At 72.1% G+C, this 18,551-nt stretch carries 19 protein-coding genes and 1 pseudogene; 12 read left to right on the top strand and 8 right to left on the bottom strand.

Going from position 1 to position 18,551, the window contains the following annotated elements; all coding sequences use genetic code 11:
• Positions 1-424: pseudogene (locus tag ACFQZY_RS16600) on the top strand (hypothetical protein); the annotation flags it as partial.
• 63 nt (positions 425-487) lie between these two features.
• On the opposite strand, the gene hemW reads toward ACFQZY_RS16600, so the two are convergent.
• From hemW to ACFQZY_RS16575, 5 genes are read right to left on the bottom strand one after another with little or no spacing between them, the layout of a single operon-like run.
• Complete coding sequence (hemW, locus tag ACFQZY_RS16595; protein WP_377417850.1) at positions 488-1,687, bottom strand: radical SAM family heme chaperone HemW; 1,200 nt, start codon at positions 1,685-1,687, stop codon at positions 488-490.
• A 7-nt stretch (positions 1,688-1,694) separates the two neighbouring features.
• Positions 1,695-2,300 carry an RdgB/HAM1 family non-canonical purine NTP pyrophosphatase gene (gene rdgB / locus ACFQZY_RS16590; RefSeq protein WP_377417848.1) on the bottom strand — a complete coding sequence of 202 codons (606 nt, stop codon included), beginning with the start codon at positions 2,298-2,300 and terminating at the stop codon, positions 1,695-1,697.
• Position 2,301: 1 nt separating this feature from the next.
• Positions 2,302-3,042 carry a ribonuclease PH gene (gene rph / locus ACFQZY_RS16585; RefSeq protein WP_377417846.1) on the bottom strand — a complete coding sequence of 247 codons (741 nt, stop codon included), beginning with the start codon at positions 3,040-3,042 and terminating at the stop codon, positions 2,302-2,304.
• Between the two features lie 42 nt (positions 3,043-3,084).
• Entirely contained in the window at positions 3,085-3,999 is a 915-nt protein-coding gene (locus tag ACFQZY_RS16580) for a PP2C family protein-serine/threonine phosphatase (RefSeq protein WP_377417844.1), read from the bottom strand.
• A gap of 7 nt (positions 4,000-4,006) precedes the next feature.
• Positions 4,007-5,014, bottom strand: coding sequence for a serine/threonine protein kinase (locus ACFQZY_RS16575; RefSeq protein ID WP_377417842.1), 1,008 nt, complete (start codon positions 5,012-5,014; stop codon positions 4,007-4,009).
• Between the two features lie 74 nt (positions 5,015-5,088).
• Here ACFQZY_RS16575 and ACFQZY_RS16570 point away from each other — a divergent pair, with 74 nt between their 5' ends.
• The 9 genes from ACFQZY_RS16570 (at position 5,089) to ACFQZY_RS16530 (ending at position 13,939) form a co-directional block, all read left to right on the top strand.
• Positions 5,089-6,009, top strand: a complete 921-nt coding sequence (locus ACFQZY_RS16570; protein ID WP_377417840.1) for a YicC/YloC family endoribonuclease — start codon at positions 5,089-5,091, stop codon at positions 6,007-6,009.
• Between the two features lie 103 nt (positions 6,010-6,112).
• Positions 6,113-7,312 carry an ABC transporter substrate-binding protein gene (locus ACFQZY_RS16565; protein ID WP_377417838.1) on the top strand — a complete coding sequence of 400 codons (1,200 nt, stop codon included), beginning with the start codon at positions 6,113-6,115 and terminating at the stop codon, positions 7,310-7,312.
• Positions 7,313-7,318: 6 nt separating this feature from the next.
• A complete protein-coding gene (locus ACFQZY_RS16560; protein WP_377417836.1) occupies positions 7,319-8,239 on the top strand; it encodes a branched-chain amino acid ABC transporter permease in 921 nt (306 codons plus the stop codon).
• Positions 8,232-9,218, top strand: a complete 987-nt coding sequence (locus ACFQZY_RS16555) for a branched-chain amino acid ABC transporter permease (RefSeq protein ID WP_377417834.1) — start codon at positions 8,232-8,234, stop codon at positions 9,216-9,218. The genes ACFQZY_RS16560 and ACFQZY_RS16555 overlap by 8 nt, the downstream gene beginning before the upstream one ends.
• Complete coding sequence (locus ACFQZY_RS16550) at positions 9,215-9,973, top strand: ABC transporter ATP-binding protein (RefSeq protein WP_377417832.1); 759 nt, start codon at positions 9,215-9,217, stop codon at positions 9,971-9,973. Before ACFQZY_RS16555 ends, ACFQZY_RS16550 begins: the two co-directional genes overlap by 4 nt.
• Positions 9,970-10,683: an ABC transporter ATP-binding protein gene (locus ACFQZY_RS16545; RefSeq protein WP_377417830.1), complete on the top strand. Its 714-nt coding sequence runs from the start codon at positions 9,970-9,972 to the stop codon at positions 10,681-10,683. Before ACFQZY_RS16550 ends, ACFQZY_RS16545 begins: the two co-directional genes overlap by 4 nt.
• Positions 10,684-10,727: 44 nt before the next feature.
• Positions 10,728-11,348 carry a guanylate kinase gene (gmk, locus tag ACFQZY_RS16540; RefSeq protein WP_377417828.1) on the top strand — a complete coding sequence of 207 codons (621 nt, stop codon included), beginning with the start codon at positions 10,728-10,730 and terminating at the stop codon, positions 11,346-11,348.
• Between the two features lie 16 nt (positions 11,349-11,364).
• Entirely contained in the window at positions 11,365-11,568 is a 204-nt protein-coding gene (gene rpoZ, locus ACFQZY_RS16535; protein ID WP_377417826.1) for a DNA-directed RNA polymerase subunit omega, read from the top strand.
• Between the two features lie 94 nt (positions 11,569-11,662).
• Positions 11,663-13,939: a RelA/SpoT family protein gene (locus ACFQZY_RS16530; RefSeq protein ID WP_377417824.1), complete on the top strand. Its 2,277-nt coding sequence runs from the start codon at positions 11,663-11,665 to the stop codon at positions 13,937-13,939.
• 32 nt (positions 13,940-13,971) lie between these two features.
• Here ACFQZY_RS16530 and greB read toward each other — a convergent pair whose 3' ends face one another.
• A complete protein-coding gene (greB, locus tag ACFQZY_RS16525; RefSeq protein WP_377417821.1) occupies positions 13,972-14,532 on the bottom strand; it encodes a transcription elongation factor GreB in 561 nt (186 codons plus the stop codon).
• 95 nt (positions 14,533-14,627) lie between these two features.
• Between greB and ACFQZY_RS16520 the strand changes: the two genes are divergently transcribed.
• Complete coding sequence (locus ACFQZY_RS16520; protein WP_377417819.1) at positions 14,628-15,332, top strand: hypothetical protein; 705 nt, start codon at positions 14,628-14,630, stop codon at positions 15,330-15,332.
• A gap of 33 nt (positions 15,333-15,365) precedes the next feature.
• On the opposite strand, the gene ACFQZY_RS16515 is transcribed toward ACFQZY_RS16520, so the two are convergent.
• The gene (locus ACFQZY_RS16515; RefSeq protein ID WP_377417817.1) at positions 15,366-17,492 is read right to left on the bottom strand and encodes a putative bifunctional diguanylate cyclase/phosphodiesterase; all 2,127 of its coding nucleotides are present in this window, start codon (positions 17,490-17,492) and stop codon (positions 15,366-15,368) included.
• A 174-nt stretch (positions 17,493-17,666) separates the two neighbouring features.
• On the opposite strand from ACFQZY_RS16515, the gene ACFQZY_RS16510 reads away from it, so the two are divergent.
• On the top strand, positions 17,667-18,098 hold the full coding sequence (locus ACFQZY_RS16510) for a response regulator (RefSeq protein WP_377417815.1): 432 nt from the start codon (positions 17,667-17,669) through the stop codon (positions 18,096-18,098).
• Positions 18,099-18,167: 69 nt separating this feature from the next.
• Here ACFQZY_RS16510 and ACFQZY_RS16505 read toward each other — a convergent pair whose 3' ends face one another.
• Positions 18,168-18,545 (bottom strand): hypothetical protein, encoded by a 378-nt coding sequence (locus tag ACFQZY_RS16505; RefSeq protein ID WP_377417813.1) that lies wholly within the window; start codon positions 18,543-18,545, stop codon positions 18,168-18,170.
• Between the last annotated feature and the right edge of the window lie 6 nt (positions 18,546-18,551).

The following is an 18,551-nucleotide window of genomic DNA, read 5'->3' as shown; positions in this document are numbered from 1 at the left end:
CCAGCCGGTGGCCGCGGCGGCCCGCCCCCAGCCGGAGGCCGCAGCCGCCGCGGGCCGGCCCGCGGCTGAAGCGGCGCCCGTGCTCGCGGTCGCCGCCGAGGTCCAGGGCGCCGCGGCCTCGCCCGCGCGTTGCGGCCCGGTGCCCCAGGCCGGCCTGACCCGGTTCACGCCGCCCGGCGCGATCCGCCCGGCCAACTACGTGCACCTGGAAGCCGCCCGCGAGGTGCCGGTGTGCGTGGTCGACGCCACCGGCAAGCCCACCGCCGCGGTGGTGCAGCCGGGCGAAGGCCTGAGCGTCTACGGCGAGCCGCCCTTCGTGGTCCAGGCATCGCAGTGGAACGAGCTGCGCGTGTTCTTCCAGGGCATGCGCGTGCACCTGGACCCGGCCGCGCCGCCCGTGGCGCTGGCCCTCGACCCGCGCTGAGCCGGAACCGGGCCCGCGCGGACCGGGCAGGCAGTCGCCCGCGCATGACGCGCAGGCCCCGGCTTACCCGGGCAGGAACAGCGACTGCAGGTCGCTGAGGAAGTCGAAGCCCCGCTCCGTGGGCTGCACATGGTCCCCGGCCGGGCCCATGCGCCGCTCCACCAGGCCCTTGGCCTGGGCCTCCTCGAGCGCGCGGCCGATCGCGCTGGGCGGCAGGCCGGTGCGCTCGCTGAAATCGCGCAGCGAGAAACCCTCGCGCAGGCGCAGCGCGTTGAGCATGTACTCGAACGGCAGGTCGGCGCGGGCGACCTCCTCCTCCTGCGCCACGGCATTGCCGGCACGGGCGTTCTCCATGTACAGCTTCGGGTCGCGATAGCGCACCTGCCGCACCACCCGGTGCGCGAACGACAGCTTGCCGTGCGCGCCCGCCCCGATGCCCAGGTAGTCGCCGAACTGCCAGTAGTTCAGGTTGTGCCAGCAGCGGTGGCCGGGCCGCGCATAGGCCGAGACCTCGTACCGCTGCAGGCCGGCGGCCTGGGTCATCTCGGTGATGCGATCGAGCATGGCGTAGGCCGTGTCCTCGGGCGGCAGCGCGGGCGGGAACTTGGCGAAGTAGGTATTCGGCTCGAGCGTGAGGTGGTAGATCGACAGGTGCGGCGGCATCAGCGCCAGGGCCTGGCTCACGTCGGCCTCGAGCTGGGCCAGGGTCTGCCCGGGCAGGGCGTACATCAGGTCCAGGTTGAAGGTGTCGAAGGCGGCCTGGGCCTCCTCGCAGGCGGCGATGGCCTGGGCCCGGTCATGCACCCGGCCCACGGCCTTCAGGTGCGCGTCGTTGAAGCTCTGCACCCCCACCGACAGGCGCGTGACGCCGGCGGCGCGGAAGGCCCGGAAGCGGTCCTTCTCGAAGGTGCCGGGGTTGGCCTCCAGGGTGATCTCGCAGTCGGCCTCCAGCTTCACCCGGGCGCGGATGTCACTGAGCAGCCGGTCGATGCCCGCGGGCGAGAACAGGCTGGGCGTGCCGCCGCCAATGAAGATGCTGTGGACGCCGCGGCCCCACACCAGGGGCAGGGACTGCTCCAGGTCGGCCACCAGGGCGTCGAGGTATTGCTGCTCGGGGAGCTCGCCCGGCTTCATCTCGTGCGAGTTGAAGTCGCAGTAGGGGCACTTGCGCAGGCACCAGGGCAGGTGCACGTACAGCGACAGCGGGGGCAGCGCCCCCAGCTGCAGGGTACCGGGGCGCATGTAGTGCGGCAGGTCCTTCATGGCGTCCTCAGAACCAGCGCTCGCGCATCAGCGCCAGCATCTGGCGCGCGGCCTGGCCGCGGTGGCTGTGCGCGTTCTTCACCTCGGGCGGCAGCTGCGCGAAGGTTTTGCCGAAGGCGGGAATGAACATCACCGGGTCGAAGCCGAAGCCGTGCTCGCCCACCGGCTCGCGGGTGATCTCGCCGGGGGCGCGGCCCACCGCGATCAGGGGCTCGGGGTCGTCGGCGCTGCGCAGGGCCACCAGGGTGGAGACCAGGGCGGCGCGGCGGTCGGCCACGTCGGCCATCTGCTCGAGCAGGGCCGTCACGTTGTGGTCGTCGCCCTTGGGGTAGCCGAACCGGGTCGCGTAGAAGGCGGTGTCCACGCCGGGCAGGCCGCCGAAGGCCTCGACGCACAGGCCGGCGTCATCGGCCAGCGCCGGCAGGCCGCTCTCGCGGGCGGCGTGGCGGGCCTTGGACAGCGCGTTCTCCACGAAGGTGCGGTGCGGCTCCGGCGCCTCGCCGATGCCCAGGTCGGCCTGCAGGACCAGCTCCACGCCCAGGGGCGCGAACAGGGCCTGCAACTCGGCCAGCTTGCCGCGGTTGTTGGAGGCCAGCACCAATTTCCGGATCACGTCACGCCCCCAGGGGTTGGGCCAGGGCCTGCGCCTGCAGCTGCACCAGCTCGCCGATGCCCTTTTCCGCGAGCTGCAGCAGGCGGTCCATCTCGGCGCGGGTGAAGGCCGCGCCTTCGGCCGTGCCCTGCACCTCGACGAAGTGTCCGGCGCCGGTCATGACCACGTTCATGTCGGTGTCGCAGGCGACGTCCTCCACGTACTCCAGGTCCAGCACCGGCGTGCCCTCGACGATGCCCACCGAGATCGCGGCCACCGGGCCGGTGATGGGCGAGCGCTCGATACGGCCCTGCGCCAGCAGCTTGTTCACCGCGTCCTGCGCGGCGACGAAGGCGCCGGTGATGGCGGCGGTGCGGGTGCCGCCGTCGGCCTGCAGCACGTCGCAGTCGAGGGCGATGGTGCGCTCGCCCAGGGCCTTGAGGTCGAACACCGCGCGCAGCGAGCGGCCGATCAGGCGCTGGATCTCCTGGGTGCGGCCGCTCTGCTTGCCACGCGCCGCCTCACGGTCACCGCGGGTGTGGGTGGCGCGGGGCAGCATGCCGTATTCGGCGGTGACCCAGCCCTCGCCGGAGCCGCGCTTGTGCGGCGGCACCTTCTCCTCGACGGAGGCGGTGCACAGCACGCGGGTCTGGCCGAACTCGATCAGGACCGAGCCCTCGGCATGGATGGTGAAGCCGCGGGTGATGCGCACCGGACGCAGCTGGTCGGCGGCGCGGCCGCCGGGACGTTGGAAATTGCTCATGGGGCGGAATGCTAAGGCCTTGCGGCCACGCCCCGGCGCGCGTCAGGTCTTGCGCGCCGAGGAGCGCTTGATCGCCTCGTTGATCTCGGCGATGGAGCGCTCGATCGCGGCGTCGTCCAGGTCGGGCTCCTCCACCGGGCCGCCCCCCTGCAGGCCGGACTGGATGGTGGAGGCGAACACGCCCTCGCTGATGCCGTCGGTGGACACGCCATGGGTGGACTCGACCGCGTCGGGCGTCTCCCACTCGACGGCGATGACGGTGACGTTGTCCGACTGCGGGCCGTTGGCCCGCAGCGCGCACTCCACCAGGTCGGGCACGGCGTCGTGCACCGCCTTCCCGGACAGCTGCCGCACGATCTCGGCGTCCGGCAGGCTGCCCCACAGGCCGTCCGAGCACAGGAGGAGCTTGTCGCCCTGCTGCAGGGTCACCGGGCCGGTGACGTCATAGACCGGCTTGGTCGGCGAGCCCAGGCAGGTGAAGAGGATGTTGCGATTGACCAGGGCCTGCATGCGCACCACGCCGGCCTGGTGCTGCTCGAGGTAGGAGTGGTCCCGGGTGCGGGTGACGAGGTGGCCGCCGCGCGCCAGGTACAGGCGCGAGTCGCCGCAGTGGACCCAGGTGGCCGCGCCGCCCTGCACCAGGGCCGCGACCAGGGTGGTGCGCGGGGTGTCGAGCATGCCGCGCTCGCCGGCATACCGCACGATCTGGTGGTGCGCCGCCATCAGCGCCGACGCCAGGAACTCGCCGGGGTGGCGCACCTGCGGCCGCGCCTCCTTCTGGAAGAACGCGGAGACGGTCTGCAGCGCCAGCTGCGCGGCGACCTCGCCCTCGGGGTGGCCTCCCATGCCGTCGGCCAGCACGAACAGGCCGGACTGCCGGGTGTAGCAGTACCCCATGCGGTCCTCGTTCTTCTCGCGACCGCCCTTGCGACTGACCTGGAACACGGAGAATTTCATCGTCCCCTCACCGCAGGCGCGCGCCGAAATTGGTCGCGGCCTTCATTGTCTTCTTGGTATCGGACAGCATGGTGTCGAACTGCAGGCGCATCTTCTCGCCCACCGTAAGCCGGGTATAGCGCCGCTCGCCCTCGCGCCCCAGCTCCTTCTGCAGGGCGAAGACCGACTGCGGCCGCGACAGCGCGTCCAGCGACATGCACCACTCCACCACCTCGATCAGGTTGTCCGAGTAGACCCCGCGCAGGCGCGACAGCGCCAGCGAGAGGCGGTCCTTCTCGAGGCGCTGCGGCGCGTCGTTGGGCGGATAGCCCTGCATGCAGGCGTACATGCAGGCGCCGATGGCGTAGATGTCCGTCCACGGGCCCATCGACGAATCGCGCCGGTACATCTCGGGGGCGGCGAAGCCGGGGGTGTACATGGGGCGGATGAAGTTGCCCTCCTTGGAGAGCACCTCGCGCGCGGCGCCGAAGTCGATCATGACCGCACGGTTGTCGTCGGTGATGAAGATGTTGGCGGGCTTGATGTCCAGGTGCAGCATCTTGTGCTGGTGCACGATGCGCAGGCCGCGCAGGATCTCGTCGAACAGGCTGCGGATGGTGGACTCGCGGAAGACCTTCTGCCGGCGCTGCTCGCGCGCGGTGATGATGAAGTCCTGCAGGGTCGCGCCCTCCAGGTAGTTCATCACCATGTAGACGGTCTCGTTCTCGCGGAAGAAGTTGAGGACGCTGACCACCGAGGCGTGGGAGATCTGGGCCAGCGAGCGCCCCTCCTCGAAGAAGCTCTTGAGACCCAGCCGGTACAGCGAGAGCTTCTCGGGCGCCACCTGGGGCAGCAGCTCGCCGGGCAGGCGGGTGGCCAGGGAGGCCGGCATGTACTCCTTGATCGCGACCTGCTGGCCCTCGGCGTCCACCGCGAGGTAGACCATGCCGAAGCCGCCGGACGAGATCTTGCGCACCACGCGGTAGCCGCCGATCACGGTGTCGGGAGGCAGGGGCGCGGGTTTGACCTTTGACATAATTTCGAAGCGGCGGGCTCGCGTATGAGTCCATTATTCCTGCCTTCGGGCGCAACCCACAACCAAAGTCCTCCATGCCCGTCTACAGCATGACCGGTTACGCCAGCGCCCAATCCCACGGCGCAGCCCCCGCGGGCGAAGACCGGGCCAGCCCCGGCGCCCGCCTGGGCGTGGAGATCCGCAGCGTCAACAGCCGTTTCCTGGACCTGGGCTTCCGCCTTTCCGAGGACCTGCGCCAGCACGAACCGGCCCTGCGCGAACTGTTGCAATCTCGCCTCAAGCGGGGCAAGGTCGAAGTCCGCGCCGGCACCGACAGCGGCGCCGCCGGGGGCCTGCGCGAGCCCAGCCCGCGCCTGCTGCAGCGCCTGTCCGCGGTGCAGGACCAGGTCCGCGGCTGGCTGCCCGAGGCCCGCCCGCTGGCCGTGGCCGACGTGCTGCGCATCGCCGGGGCCGACGAATCCGGCGCCGGCGAGGCCGCCGCCGCCCTGCCCGAGCTGGCCCGCCAGGCCCTGGAGTCCCTGCTCGAGGCCCGCGCCCGCGAGGGCGAGCGCCTGGTGGCGATGCTGCGCGGCCACCTGGGGCAGCTGCGCGCCCTGGCCGACCAGGCCCGCCCGCTGGTGCCACAGCTGGTCGAACAGCAACGCACCCGCTTCCTGGAGCGCTGGCAGGAGGCCATGGGCCTGGGCGGCCAGGCCGGCGCCGCCGCTCCCTCCGAGGCCGCCAGCGACCGCGCCCTGGCCGAGGCCACCGCCTTCGCGATCCGCATCGACGTGGCCGAGGAGCTGACGCGCCTGTCCGCCCACCTCGAGGAGATCGAGCGCCTGCTCAAAAAGGGCGGCGAGGTCGGCAAGCGCCTGGACTTCCTGATCCAGGAGCTGCACCGCGAGGCCAACACCCTGGGCTCCAAGTCCGCGGCCCTGGAGCTCACGCGCATCTCGGTGGACATGAAGGTCCTGATCGAGCAGATGCGCGAGCAGGTGCAGAACATCGAGTGATCACGGTGCGTGCGGGGGCCGGAGCCCCCGCCTGGATCGACTAAAGTGTCGGGTTGCCGCGAACCTGCCTCGCGCGCCAGAACCCCAGACAGGAGATGACCCGATGTCCCGCCCCGTTCTCGCTGCGGCACTGCGCCGTACTGCGCTTGCCGCCGCCCTGACCGCCGCCGCCGGCGCCAGCCTCGCCGCCGACACCGTGAAGGTCGGCCTGCTGTCCACCCTCTCCGGCCCCGGCGCCGCCCTGGGCGTGGACATCCGCGACGCCTTCCAGCTGGCCGTGAAGCTCAATGGCGGCAAGCTCGGCGGCCTGCCGGCGGAAGTGATCGTGGCCGACGACCAGGCCAGCCCCGATGTCGGCCGCCAGACCGCCGACCGCCTGGTCAAGCGCGACAAGGTCGACTTCATGACCGGCATCGTCTTCTCCAACGTGATGCTGGCCGTGGGCGCGCCCACCTTCGCCTCCAAGACCTTCTACATCAGCGCCAACGCCGGCCCCTCGCAGCTCGCCGGCGAGCAGTGCAACCCGTACTTCTTCAGCGCCTCCTACCAGAACGACAACCAGCACGAGGCGGTGGGCAAGACGGTGGCCGACAAGGGCTTCAAGCGCGTGGCGCTGATCGCTCCCAACTACCCCGCCGGCAAGGACGCCCTCACCGGCTTCAAGCGCTACTACAAGGGCGGCGAGGTGGTGATGGAAAGCTACACCCCGCTGAACATGCTCGATTACGGCGCCGAGCTGTCCAAGCTGCGCGCCGCCAAGCCCGACGCCGTCTACATCTTCCTGCCCGGGGGCCTGGGCATCAACTTCATCAAGCAGTTCGTGGGCGCCGGCCTGTCCAAGGACATCACCCTGTTCGGCCCCGGCTTCTCCGGCGACGAGGACGTGATCCGCGCCGTGGGCGAGCCGATGCTGGGCATGTTCAACACCTCCCAGTGGGCCCACGACATGAACAACCCGGCGAACAAGCAGTTCGTCGCGGAGTTCGAGAAGGCCTACGGCCGCCTGCCCACCGTCTACGCCTCGCAGGCCTACGACGCCGCCCGCCTGATCGACGCCGCGGTGCGCGACGCCAAGGGCAAGCTCGAGGACAAGGCCGCCGTGCGCAAGGCCCTGGCCGATGCGAAGTTCGAGTCCGTGCGCGGCAGCTTCAAGTTCGGCCCCAACCAGTTCCCGGTGCAGGACTACCACCTGCGCGTGATCACCAAGGACGCCAAGGGCCGCGTGACCAACCGCACCCTGGGCACGGTGTTCAAGGCCCACGGCGACGCCTACGCCGCCCAGTGCAAGATGCCCGCGCTCTGACCTGAAGTGGACGGGATCCTGCTGCTCGAGCAGTCCCTCAACGGGCTGCAGTTCGGGCTGATGCTGTTCCTGCTGGCCGCCGGCCTGACGCTGGTGTTCGGCATCATGGACATGATCAACCTGGCCCACGGCTCGCTGTACATGGTGGGGGCCTACCTCGCCGCCAGCGCCGCCGCGGCCTCGGGCTCGTTCGCCCTGGGCCTGCTGGCGGGCGTGGCGGGCGCGGCCGCCTTCGGCGCGCTGCTGGAGGTGGCGGTCCTGCGCCGCCTCTACGCCCGCGACCACCTGTCGCAGGTGCTGGGCACCTTCGCCATCCTCCTCATGTGCAACGAGGCGGTGCGCTTCGTGTGGGGCTCGCAGCCGATCGCGCTGAGCCCGCCCGAGGCGCTGGCCGGCCCGGTCGAACTGCTCCCCGGTTTCAGCTACCCCGCCTACCGCCTCCTGATCATCGGCGTGGGCCTGGCGGTGGGCGTCGCCCTGTGGTTCCTGATCACCCGCACCCGCGTGGGCATGCAGGTGCGTGCCGGCGCCTCCAACCGCGAGATGGCCCTGGCCATGGGCACCAACGTGCCGCGCCTGTTCACCGCGCTGTTCGCCCTCGGCGCCGCCCTGTGCGGCGTGGCGGGCGGCCTGCTCGGGCCGCTGCTGGCGGTGCAGGTGGGCATGGGCGAGAGCATCCTGATCCTGGCCTTCGTGGTCATCGTGATCGGCGGCATCGGCTCGGTGCGCGGCGCCCTGCTCGGCGCGCTGCTGGTGGGCGTGGTCGACACCGCCGGCCGCACCCTGATCCCCATGGCCTTCCAGCGGCTGATGCCCGGCGACCTGGCCGACAACGCCGGCCCCGCGGTGGCCTCGATCCTGATCTACCTGCTGATGGCCGCGGTCCTGTTCTGGAAGCCGCGCGGCCTCTTCCCCTCGCATGGCTGATCCCGCTCCCGAGCCCTTCGACCGCGCCGCCTTCACCAGCGGCCTGGACCACCCGCTGCGCGCGGGCTGGGCCCTGGCCGTGCTCGCCGCGCTCGTGGCCCTGCCCCCGCTGGCGGCGGCCGCCGGCGGCGAGTTCTACATCGGCCTGGCCAGCCGCATCCTGGTGTTCGCGCTGGCGGCCACCAGCCTGAACCTGATCCTGGGTTTCGGCGGCATGGTCAGCTTCGGCCATGCGGCCTTCATCGGCGTGGGCGCGTACACCGTGGGCATCCTGATGCAGCACGGCGTGGCCTCGGCCTGGGTGGCCTGGCCGGCGGCGATGGCGACGGCGGCCTTCGCGGCGCTGCTGGTGGGCGCGGTGAGCCTGCGCACGCAGGGCGTGTACTTCATCATGATCACGCTGGCCTTCGCGCAGATGCTGTACTACCTGATGGTCTCGCTCAAGACCTACGGCGGCGACGACGGCCTGTCCCTGGCCGGCCGCTCGCGCGTGGCCGCGGGCTGGGACCTGGCCGACGACACCCGCTTCTACTACACGGTGCTGGCCTGCGCGGTGCTGGGCTTCCTCGCCATCTGGCGCCTGCTGAACGCGCGCTTCGGCCACACCCTGCAGGCGATCCGCGAGAACGAGACCCGCATGGCCGCCATCGGCTTCGCCACCACCCGCTTCAAGCTCGCGGCCTTCGTGATCGCCGGCGCGCTGGCCGGCCTGGCGGGCGCGCTGCTCGCCAACCAGGGCAGCTTCGTCAGCCCCTCGATGATGCAGTGGCACCAGTCGGGCGTGCTGATGATGATGGTCATCCTGGGTGGCGTCGGCCACCTGTGGGGCGGCGTGGTCGGCGCGGTGGCCTTCCTGCTGCTCGAGGAGTTCCTGAGCCACTACACCATCCACTGGCAGTTCGCGCTGGGCGCGGTCCTGCTGGCCGTGGTGCTGGCCGCGCCCAACGGGCTGACCAGCCTGGGAAGGAAGAAGGCGTGAGCGCGCTGCTGGAGGTGCGGGACCTGGTCAAGCGCTTCGGCGGCCTGGCCGCGACCGACCACGCCTCGCTCAGCGTGCGCGAGGGCGAGGTGCATGCCCTGATCGGCCCCAACGGCGCCGGCAAGACCACCCTGATCCACCAGCTCTCGGGCGCGCTGGCGCCGGATGCCGGGCACATCGTGTTCGGCGGCGAGGACATCACCCGCCTGCCGATCCACCGGCGCGTGCGCCGGGGGCTGGCCCGCTCCTACCAGATCACCAGCGTCTTCGGCCGGCTGGCCGTCCTCGACAACCTGGCCCTGGCGGTGCAGGCGCGCGAGGGCGCCAGCCTGCGCTTCTGGTCCCGCGCCAGCCGCGAGGCCGCCCGCTACGACGAGGCGGCCCGCGTCGGCGAGCGCGTCGGCCTCGGCGCCCTGCTCGATCGCCCCGCCCACGCGCTCTCGCACGGCGAGCAGCGCCAGCTGGAGGTGGGCCTGGCCCTGGCCACCCGCCCGCGCCTGCTGCTGCTGGACGAGCCCATGGCCGGCATGGGCCCCGAGGAGTCCGGCCGCATGGTGGACCTGCTGCTGTCCCTGCGCGGTGAGGCCACGATCCTGCTGGTGGAGCACGACATGGACGCCGTCTTCCGCCTCGCCGACACCATCTCCACCCTGGTCTCCGGCCAGGTGGTGGCCAGCGGCACGCCCGACTGGATCCGCGCCCACCCCGAGGTCCGCAAGGCCTACCTGGGCGACGAGCTGGAGGACCTGGCATGACCGCCCCGCTGCTCGAAGTGCGCGGCCTCGAGACCGCCTACGGCCCCAGCCAGGTGCTGTTCGGGATCGACCTGGACATCGCCGCCGGCCAGGCCGCGACCCTGCTGGGGCGCAACGGCATGGGCAAGACCACCACGGTGCGCTCCATCCTGGGCCTGACCCGGCCGGCCGCCGGCAGCGTGCGCTTCCTCGGCGAGCGGGTCGACGGCATGCCGGCCGACCGCATCGCCCGCATGGGCCTGGCCGTGGTGCCCGAGGGCCGCCAGGTCTTTCCCAACCTCTCGGTGGAGGAGAACCTGCGCGCCTTCGCCGCCCGCCGCAACGGCAGCCCCGAGCCCTGGACGCTGGAGGGCGTGTACCACCTGTTCCCGCGCCTGCGGGAGCGGCGCACGAACATGGGCCGGCAGCTCTCGGGCGGCGAGCAGCAGATGCTGGCCATCGGCCGTGCGCTCATGACGAACCCGCACCTGCTGGTGCTGGACGAGGCCACCGAGGGCCTGGCGCCCCTGGTGCGCGAGACCATCTGGGAGTGCCTGGCCACCCTGCGCGCGCGCGGCCAGGCGATCCTGGTGATCGACAAGTACGTGCGCCGCCTGGTGCGGCTGGCCGACCGCCACACCCTGATCGAGCGCGGGCGCGTGGTCTGGTCCGGCGACTCCGCCGCCCTCGCCGCGGACCCGGCGCTCTGGCACCGCTACATCGGCGTCTGACCCCGCGCGCGGGCGGGGGCGGGCCTCGCCGGTAAAATCGGTCGATGGATTACCCGGGCAATCTCTTCGTCGTCGCCGCCCCCAGCGGGGCGGGCAAGTCCAGCCTCGTGAAGGCGCTCATGGAACTGGACGCCCAGATCCAGCCCTCCGTCTCGCACACCACCCGGCCCCCACGCGGCCAGGAAAAGCACGGGCGCGAGTACTTCTTCGTCTCGGCGCAGGAGTTCGACGCCATGGTGCTGGCCGGCGCCTTCGTCGAGTGGGCCCACGTGCACGGCAACCGCTACGGCACCTCCAAGAAGGCGATCGAGGACCGCATGGCCACCGGCGCCGACGTGGTGCTGGAGATCGATTTCCAGGGCGCGCTGCAGATCAAGCGCACCTTCCCCAATGCCGTCCTGGTGTTCATCCTGCCCCCCAGCTGGGAGGAGCTGCGCTCGCGCCTGGAGCGCCGCGGCGAGGACGCGGCCGACGTCATCGAGCTGCGCCTGGCGAACGCGGCGGAGGAGATGGCCCAGGCCAAGGAATTCGACTTCGTTATAATCAACGAACTTTTCGAGCGTGCCTTGTTCGACCTCAAGGCCATCGTCCACGCGCAGCGCCTGAAGTACACGGCCCAGCGGCGCGCCCGGGCCGACACTTTCAAGGCCCTCAACATCACCTGATTCCCGGAGTCGATTCATGGCCCGCATTACCGTCGAAGACTGCCTGCAGAAGATCCCGAACCGCTTCCAGCTGGTGCTGGCCGCGACCTACCGCGCCCGCATGTTGAGCCAGGGCCATGCCGCCAAGATCGAGAGCAAGAACAAGCCGGGCGTCACCGCCCTGCGCGAGATCGCCGAAGGCAAGGTCGGCCTCGAGATGCTGAAGAAGGTCCCGGGCTGAAGCGCGCTTCACCGCCCCCGAACGAAGCACCGCGCCGCGGTGCTTTTTTCTTGGCCGTTCCAGGCCGCCAGCGGGCTCGCGGTACATTTGAGGGATGAGCGCGGTGCTTGAACCGACCCCCGGCAAGCGCGGACGCACGCCCTCCGCCCTGCCCAGCCCCGCCGAGGCCAACGCCGCGGCGGCGAGCTTTGCCGCCCTCACGGCCAAGCTCGACTACCTGGACGCCGCCGACATCGAGCAGGTGCGCCGGGCCTACCGCTTCGCCGACGAGGTCCACCTGGGCCAGCTGCGTGCCAGCGGCGAGCCCTACATCACCCACCCCATCGCCGTGGCCTCGCAGTGCGCCGAGTGGAAGCTCGACGCCCAGGCCCTGATGGCGGCCCTGCTCCATGACGCGATGGAGGACTGCGGCATCACCAAGCCGGACCTGATCGAGCGCTTCGGCGCCCCGGTGGCCGAACTGGTGGACGGCCTGACCAAGCTGGACAAGCTGCACTTCAACACCCGCGAGGAGAACCAGGCCGAGTCCTTCCGCAAGATGCTGCTGGCGATGGCGCGCGACGTGCGCGTGATCCTGGTCAAGCTGGCCGACCGCTCCCACAACATGCGCACCATGGGCGACATGCCGCGCGCCAAGTGGGGCCGCATCTCCTCGGAGACGCTGGAGATCTACGCGCCGATCGCGCACCGCCTGGGCCTGAACCAGACCTACCGCGAGCTGCAGGAGCTGGCCTTCCGCCACCTGCGGCCCTGGCGCCACGCGATCCTGGGCAAGGCCGTGGCCAAGGCCCGCGGCCGCCGCCGCGACCTGATCCAGAAGGTGCAGGCCGAGGTCGAACAGGCCTTCGCCAGCGCCGGCATCGAGGTGCGCATCGCCGGGCGCGAGAAGACCCTCTACTCCATCTACAAGAAGATGGACGAGAAGCACCTGAGCTTCGCCCAGGTGACCGACATCTACGGCTTCCGCCTGATCGTGCCCTCGGTGATCGACTGCTACACCGCGCTGGGCATCCTGCACCAGCTGTACAAGCCGGTGCCGGGCAAGTTCAAGGACCACATCGCCATTCCCAAGGTGAACGGCTACCAGTCGCTGCACACCACGCTGGTGGGCCCCTCGGGCGTGAACGTGGAGTTCCAGATGCGCACCGAGGCCATGCACCTGGTGGCCGAATCGGGCGTGGCGGCGCACTGGCTGTACAAGGCCAACCCCACCGACGCCGAGAACGCCGACCGCCTCGGCACGAAGTGGCTGCAGTCGCTGCTGGACATCCAGCACGAGACGCGCGACGCCGCGGAGTTCTGGGACCACGTCAAGATCGACCTGTTCCCCGACGCGGTCTACGTCTTCACCCCCAAGAGCCAGATCATGGCGCTGCCGCGCGGCGCCACGGTGGTGGACTTCGCCTACGCGATCCACAGCCGGGTGGGCGAGCATGCGGTGGCCGCGCGCATCAACGGCGCCCAGGTGCCGCTGCGCACCGAGCTGAAGAACGGCGACGTGGTGGAGGTCGAGACCGCGGAGGCCTCGATGCCGGACCCGGCGTGGCTGTCCTTCGCGCGCACGGGCCGGGCGCGCTCCAAGATTCGCCACCACCTCAAGACCCGGGCGCAGACCGAGTCGCGCGACCTGGGCGAGAAGCTGCTGCAGCAGGCGCTGCGCAGCGAGGGCATCGAGCACATCCCGCCGGAGGACGAGGCCCACCAGGCCGTATGGGAGCGGCTGCTGCGGTTCACCGCCAGCCGCCACCGCGAGGAGCTGCTGATGGACATCGGCCTGGGCAAGCGCATCGCCACCATCGTGGCCAAGCGCATGGCGGCCCTGCTCGCCGAGCAGGGCGAGAAGCCCGACGCGCTGCTGATCTCCCGCCAGATGTTCGCCTCGGGCGAGCAGGTGGCGCAGGGCGCGGTGGTGCTCGATGGCAGCGAGAACGCCTCGGTGCAGTACGCCACCTGCTGCCGCCCGGTGCCGGGCGACCCCATCGTCGGCTACCTGGGCCGCGGCGAGGGCCTGGTGGTGCACATGGAGGACTGCGGCGTGGCCCGCCGCCTGCAGCACAAGGACAGCGAGCGCTTCATCGGCGTGGAGTGGTCCGACGAGCCGGTGCGGCCCTTCGAGGCCCACCTGCTGGTGACGGTGGCCAACGGCAAGGGCGTGCTGGCGCGCGTGGCCTCGGCCCTGGCCAGCGCCGAGGCCGACATCGTTCACGTGGACATGGACGACGAGCGCGCCCAGGACGCGGCCGACCTGCGCTTCCTGATCTCGGTGCGCGACCGCCAGCACCTGGAAGCCGCCATGCGCATCCTCAAGCGCACGCCGGCGGTGCTGCGCGCGCAGCGGGTGCGCCCGCGCGCCGGGCGCACCGGGCACTGAGGCGTTCCGCCCCCCGCACTCCCTGCGCCGCCTCAGGCGGGTGCCGGGTAGCGCACCTCCACCACCTCGATCTCCTGCAGGCCCGCCGGCGTCTGCAGCTTGACCAGGTCGCCCTCGCGGGACTTCAGCAGGGCCCGGGCGATGGGCGAGATCCAGCTCACCTGGCCGTGCAGGCTGTCGGCTTCGTCGATGCCGACGATGGTGACCTCGCGCTCCTGCCCGTCCTCCTGCGCGTAGCGCACGGTGGCGCCGAAGAAGACCTGGTCGCGCCCGTGGTGCAGGCTGGGGTCGGCGACCTCGGCGATCTCCAGGCGCTTGGTGAGGAAGCGGATGCGCCGGTCGATCTCGCGCAGGCGCTTCTTGCCGTAGAGGTAGTCGCCGTTCTCGGAGCGGTCGCCGTTGCTGGCGGCCCAGTGCACGACCTCGACCACCTTCGGGCGCTCGTCGTCGATCAGGTGCAGCAGCTCGGCGCGCAGCCGCGCGTAGCCCTGCGGGGTGATGTAGTTGCGCGTGCCGGCGGGCAGGGGCGGCAGGCCGCCGCCTTCGTCGTCCTCGTCGCCGCCGTCGCTCTCGCGGGTGAAAGCCTTGCTCATGATCACGCGAGGATAGCGCCGCCTTCCGCCCGCCTACATCCGCCGCGGCCGGCGCCTGACAGCCCGCTGGGCCGGCCCCCCCGCAGAATCAGCCGATGGATGCCCTGGCCGACGACACCACCGCCGCCGAGGCTGCGCGCTACGCCCTGCTGCGCCGCCTCGGCCCCGCCCTCAAGCACGACCTGGTGGTCAACCTGCAGGCCGTGGCCATGATGACCGAGGTCCTGGGCGCGCGGCTGGAGCGCGCCGGCAGCGGCGGCCCGGCCGTCCTGGCCGAGCTGCAGCAGCAGGTCGCGCGCATCCACCGGGTGACCCGCGAGGCGGTGGCCAGTTCGCTCAAGGTGGCGGCCTGGCTGACCCCGGCCGACGAGGACGAGGGCATCGCCCTGCAGGACGGCATCGAGGACGGCCTGGCCCTGGTGCGCAGCCACTTCGGCTTCCGCGGGATCGCGCTGCACGCCCAGGCCGAGGGGGCGCGGCTGGAGGTGTCGCGGCCCCAGCTGCGGCTGCTGCTGCTGGCCGCCCTGGTCCTGCTCGGCGACGAGGCCGGCGGCCCCTGCGCCCTGAACGTGCGCGGCGCCGCCGAGGCCGGCGAGGGCCTGCTGGTGCTGGAGCGCGGCCCCGTGCCGGCGCCGGTGCCGGTCCCGGCGGACGACCCCGGCTACCGCGCCCTGTCGCCGGCCGACCTGCGCGCCCTGGCCGCCGAGGCCGGCGTGCCCCTGCAGGCCGCCCCCGGCCGCATCGCGCTGCGGCTGCCGCGCCTGGTGGCCACCTCGCCGCTGAAGATCGCGCCGATGTGAGCGGTGGCCTGAGGCGCCATGCCTGCGGCGGCCTCAGGCCGCCAGGCCGGCGTGGCGGGCGTCGATCCACGCCTCCAGCGGCCCGGGCGCCAGCGCCGGCGCGAACAGGAAGCCCTGGAAGGCGCCGCACCCCTGCTGCAGCAGGAAGTCGCGCTGCGCGGGCGTTTCCACGCCCTCGGCCAGCACGTCCAGGCCCAGGCTCTGCGCCAGCCCGATGATGGTGCGGGCGATGGCGGCATCGTGCGGGTCGGACAGCACATCGCGCACGAAGCTGCGGTCGATCTTCAGCTGGTCCAGCGGCAGGCGCTTGAGGTAGGCCAACGAGGAGTAGCCCATGCCGAAGTCGTCCAGCGACAGCGCCACGCCACGGGAGCGCAGCTCACCCATGCGGGCGACGGTGACCTCGAAGCCATCGGCCAGCAGGGTCTCGGTGAGCTCGAGCTTGAGGCGGTGCGGCGCGATGCCGGCGCGCGCGATCGCGTCCATCACCCCGTCGACGAACTCGGGGTGGCGGAACTGGCGCGCGCTGACGTTGACGGCCACCGTGAGGTGCTCGCGGTCCGGCCGCCGCGCCCAGCGCGCCAGCTGGGCGCAGGCGGCGTCGAGCACCTGGCGGCCGATGTCCAGGATCAGCGAGGTCTCCTCGGCCACCGGGATGAACCGTTCCGGCGGCACGCAGCCGCGCTGCGGGTGGTCCCACCGCAGCAGCGCCTCCACGCCACGCAGGTAGCCGCGGGCATCGACCTGGGGCTGGTAGTCCAGGTGGAACCGGCCCTCCCGGCAGGCCTGGCGCAGGTCGGCCGCGAGGGCGGCGTGGGCGCTGGCCACCGCCTGCATCTGCGGGTCGAAGAAGCAGGCGGTATTGCGGCCGGCGCGCTTGGCCTGGTACATGGCCAGGTCGGCCTGCTTCAGCAACTCGCTCACCGGCCCGGGCTGGGGGCCGAAGACGGTCACGCCGATGCTGCAGGTGCTGTGGTGCAGGTAGCCCGGCAAGGGATACGGCTCCCCCAGGGCCGCGAGGATGCGCTCCGCCAGTGCCCGCGCCGCCCCGGCGGCCACCGCGGCCGCCGCCTGCGGGTCGCCGGCGGGCGGCTGCAGCAGCACCACGAACTCGTCGCCGCCCAGGCGGGCCACCAGCCCGTCGTCGCCCACGCAGTCGCCCAGGCGGCGCGCCACCTCCTTGAGCAGCAGGTCGCCCTGCGCATGGCCCAGGGTGTCGTTGAGGACCTTGAAGTTGTCCAGGTCGATGAACATCAGCGCGCCGCCGCGCGCCCGCCCCGCCGGGCCGGCGGCATCCTGGAGCCGGTCCATCAGCTGCTGGCGGTTCGGCAGGCCGGTGAGGGGGTCGAAGAAGGCGAGGTAGCGGATCTTCTGCTCGGCGGCCTTGCGCTCGCTCACGTCGCGGCCCACCGCGACCCAGTGCGTGAGCTTGCGCGCCGCGTCCCACACCGGGGAGATGTCCAGGTCCACCCAGAACGGCTCGCCGTCCTTGCGGTAGTTGACCAGGTCCACCCGCACCGGCTGCCACTGCTCCAGCGCGCGGCGTACCTGGTCCAGCCGGTCTCGCTGCGTGCGCGGCCCCTGCAGGAAGCGCGGCGACCGGCCCAGCGCCTCCTCGCGGCTGTAGCCGGTGCGGCGCTCGAAGGCCTCGTTGACGAAGACGATGCGCGGGCCCGGCTCGTTGAACGGGCTGGCCTCGGTGATGACGACGATGTCGTTCAGGCGCGAGATGCTGCCCTCCAGCAGGCGCAGCTGCTCCTGCGAGCGCCGGCGCGTGGTGACATCGCGCAGATGCAGCGCCAGCCCCGCGCCGAAGGGCTGGCCGCGCAGCTCCAGCCAGCGGCTCTGGCGCTCGTCCGGCTCCTCGAGCTCCAGGGGCTTGCGCTGCGCCAGCGCGGCCTGCACCTGCGCCTCGATGCGCGGGCGGGCGGTGCGGGCGAACAGGCGCCACAGGCCGCGCCCGAGCAGCTCGCCGGCCTGCCGCCCCAGCACGCGCTCGGCCTCCTCGTTGAGGTAGCTGAAGCGGCCCTGCGCGTCGAGCGTGGCCAGGGCCCACAGGCCGGCGTCGCCGGCCCACCCGAGCAGCGCAGGTGCCGTGCCGCGCGTCCCGGCCGGCACGGCGGCGGGAAGCGGCGCATCAGGGGCGGGCTGGGGCGGCATGGGCGCGCGGCGTGGGGCGTGGGGCGGGGGACGGCGATCGTACGCGGGGCTGCCCAGGTCCCGGGGGCGGTCGGCCACGTCCTACGACAAGTGAGGGAGACGTCTTAAGAAGCGCACTGGCCCAGCCGATAGAGTCGGTAACCACTTGCTACCCTGTCCAGCGCCCTCCCTGCCATGCCCTCCGCCGCCTTGCGCGCCTTCGTCGTCGAAGACAACCCCACGATCTGCGAGAACCTGGTCGGCACGCTCGAGGAGCTGACCTGCGTGCAGGTGGTCGGCACCAGCGCCACCGAGGGCGACACGCGCGAATGGCTGGCCCGCCACCCCGGCGCCTGGGACCTGCTGATCGTGGACCTGTTCCTGCGCCAGGGCTCCGGCCTGAACCTCGTGCAGCAGCTGGCGCCGCGCACCGGGGCGCAGAAGGTCGTGATCTTCAGCAACTACGTGAACGCCAATGTGCGCAAGCGCTGCGCGCAGCTCGGCGTGGATGCGGTCTTCGACAAGTCCACCGAGATCGACGCGCTGGTGGACTACTGCTCCCACCTGTGCTTTCGCCAGGCCAGCGGCTTGCACGAGGCGCCCGCGGCCGCGCGCGGCGCGGCCTGAAGGCCAGGGCCTGGACACCGTGCAGCCCCTGCGGTTGCCGGTGCTAGCGCCTCGGCGACCTCAGCGACCTCAGCGACCGCCCTTGCGGCGGCGCGGCAGGGCCGCGATGCCGGCCAGCCCGAGGGCACCCGCCGCGAGCACGGCCAGCGTGCGCGTGCGCCGGCCGGCCTCGGCGGCCTCGGCCCGTGCCTGCAGCCGGTCCATCTGCGCCCGCTGCTGCTCGGCGTACCGCTGCAGGATGGCCAGTTCGGCCTGGAGCTCGTCGATCCGCCAGTCGAGCCGCTGCGCCAGCGGGGGCCGCGGCGCCGCCTGGGCCCACGCCGGCAGGGAACTGGCCGCGACGCCGGTCGCCAGCCCCCAGGCAAGCGCAGCCGCAGCCCGCGCCGCGCGCAGGCGCAGGCCCAGGCGCAGGCGCTGGCGGTGCGGGAACAGGCGAACGGGGGTCATGGGCCG

It is taken from the genome of Ramlibacter sp. GCM10027632 (genome assembly GCF_042675325.1).
In the GTDB taxonomy this organism is placed as follows: Bacteria; Pseudomonadota; Gammaproteobacteria; order Burkholderiales; family Burkholderiaceae_C; genus Ramlibacter.
Note: the sequence above shows the minus strand (reverse complement) of the source record. Positions and strands in the feature narration are given on the sequence as shown.

Excerpts from the sequence above, each read along its gene's own strand:
- ACFQZY_RS16575 (WP_377417842.1), bottom strand. The coding sequence starts at position 5,014 with ATGTCAAAGGTCAAACCCGCGCCCCTGCCTCCCGACACCGTGATCGGC.
- ACFQZY_RS16580 (WP_377417844.1), bottom strand. The coding sequence starts at position 3,999 with ATGAAATTCTCCGTGTTCCAGGTCAGTCGCAAGGGCGGTCGCGAGAAG.
- rph (WP_377417846.1), bottom strand. The coding sequence starts at position 3,042 with ATGAGCAATTTCCAACGTCCCGGCGGCCGCGCCGCCGACCAGCTGCGT.
- ACFQZY_RS16570 (WP_377417840.1), top strand. The coding sequence starts at position 5,089 with ATGCCCGTCTACAGCATGACCGGTTACGCCAGCGCCCAATCCCACGGC.
- ACFQZY_RS16510 (WP_377417815.1), top strand. The coding sequence starts at position 17,667 with ATGCCCTCCGCCGCCTTGCGCGCCTTCGTCGTCGAAGACAACCCCACG.
- gmk (WP_377417828.1), top strand. The coding sequence starts at position 10,728 with ATGGATTACCCGGGCAATCTCTTCGTCGTCGCCGCCCCCAGCGGGGCG.
- hemW (WP_377417850.1), bottom strand. The coding sequence starts at position 1,687 with ATGAAGGACCTGCCGCACTACATGCGCCCCGGTACCCTGCAGCTGGGG.
- ACFQZY_RS16545 (WP_377417830.1), top strand. The coding sequence starts at position 9,970 with ATGACCGCCCCGCTGCTCGAAGTGCGCGGCCTCGAGACCGCCTACGGC.
- rpoZ (WP_377417826.1), top strand. The coding sequence starts at position 11,365 with ATGGCCCGCATTACCGTCGAAGACTGCCTGCAGAAGATCCCGAACCGC.
- greB (WP_377417821.1), bottom strand. The coding sequence starts at position 14,532 with ATGAGCAAGGCTTTCACCCGCGAGAGCGACGGCGGCGACGAGGACGAC.
- ACFQZY_RS16555 (WP_377417834.1), top strand. The coding sequence starts at position 8,232 with ATGGCTGATCCCGCTCCCGAGCCCTTCGACCGCGCCGCCTTCACCAGC.
- ACFQZY_RS16505 (WP_377417813.1), bottom strand. The coding sequence starts at position 18,545 with ATGACCCCCGTTCGCCTGTTCCCGCACCGCCAGCGCCTGCGCCTGGGC.
- ACFQZY_RS16530 (WP_377417824.1), top strand. The coding sequence starts at position 11,663 with ATGAGCGCGGTGCTTGAACCGACCCCCGGCAAGCGCGGACGCACGCCC.
- ACFQZY_RS16565 (WP_377417838.1), top strand. The coding sequence starts at position 6,113 with ATGTCCCGCCCCGTTCTCGCTGCGGCACTGCGCCGTACTGCGCTTGCC.
- ACFQZY_RS16515 (WP_377417817.1), bottom strand. The coding sequence starts at position 17,492 with ATGCCGCCCCAGCCCGCCCCTGATGCGCCGCTTCCCGCCGCCGTGCCG.
- ACFQZY_RS16520 (WP_377417819.1), top strand. The coding sequence starts at position 14,628 with ATGGATGCCCTGGCCGACGACACCACCGCCGCCGAGGCTGCGCGCTAC.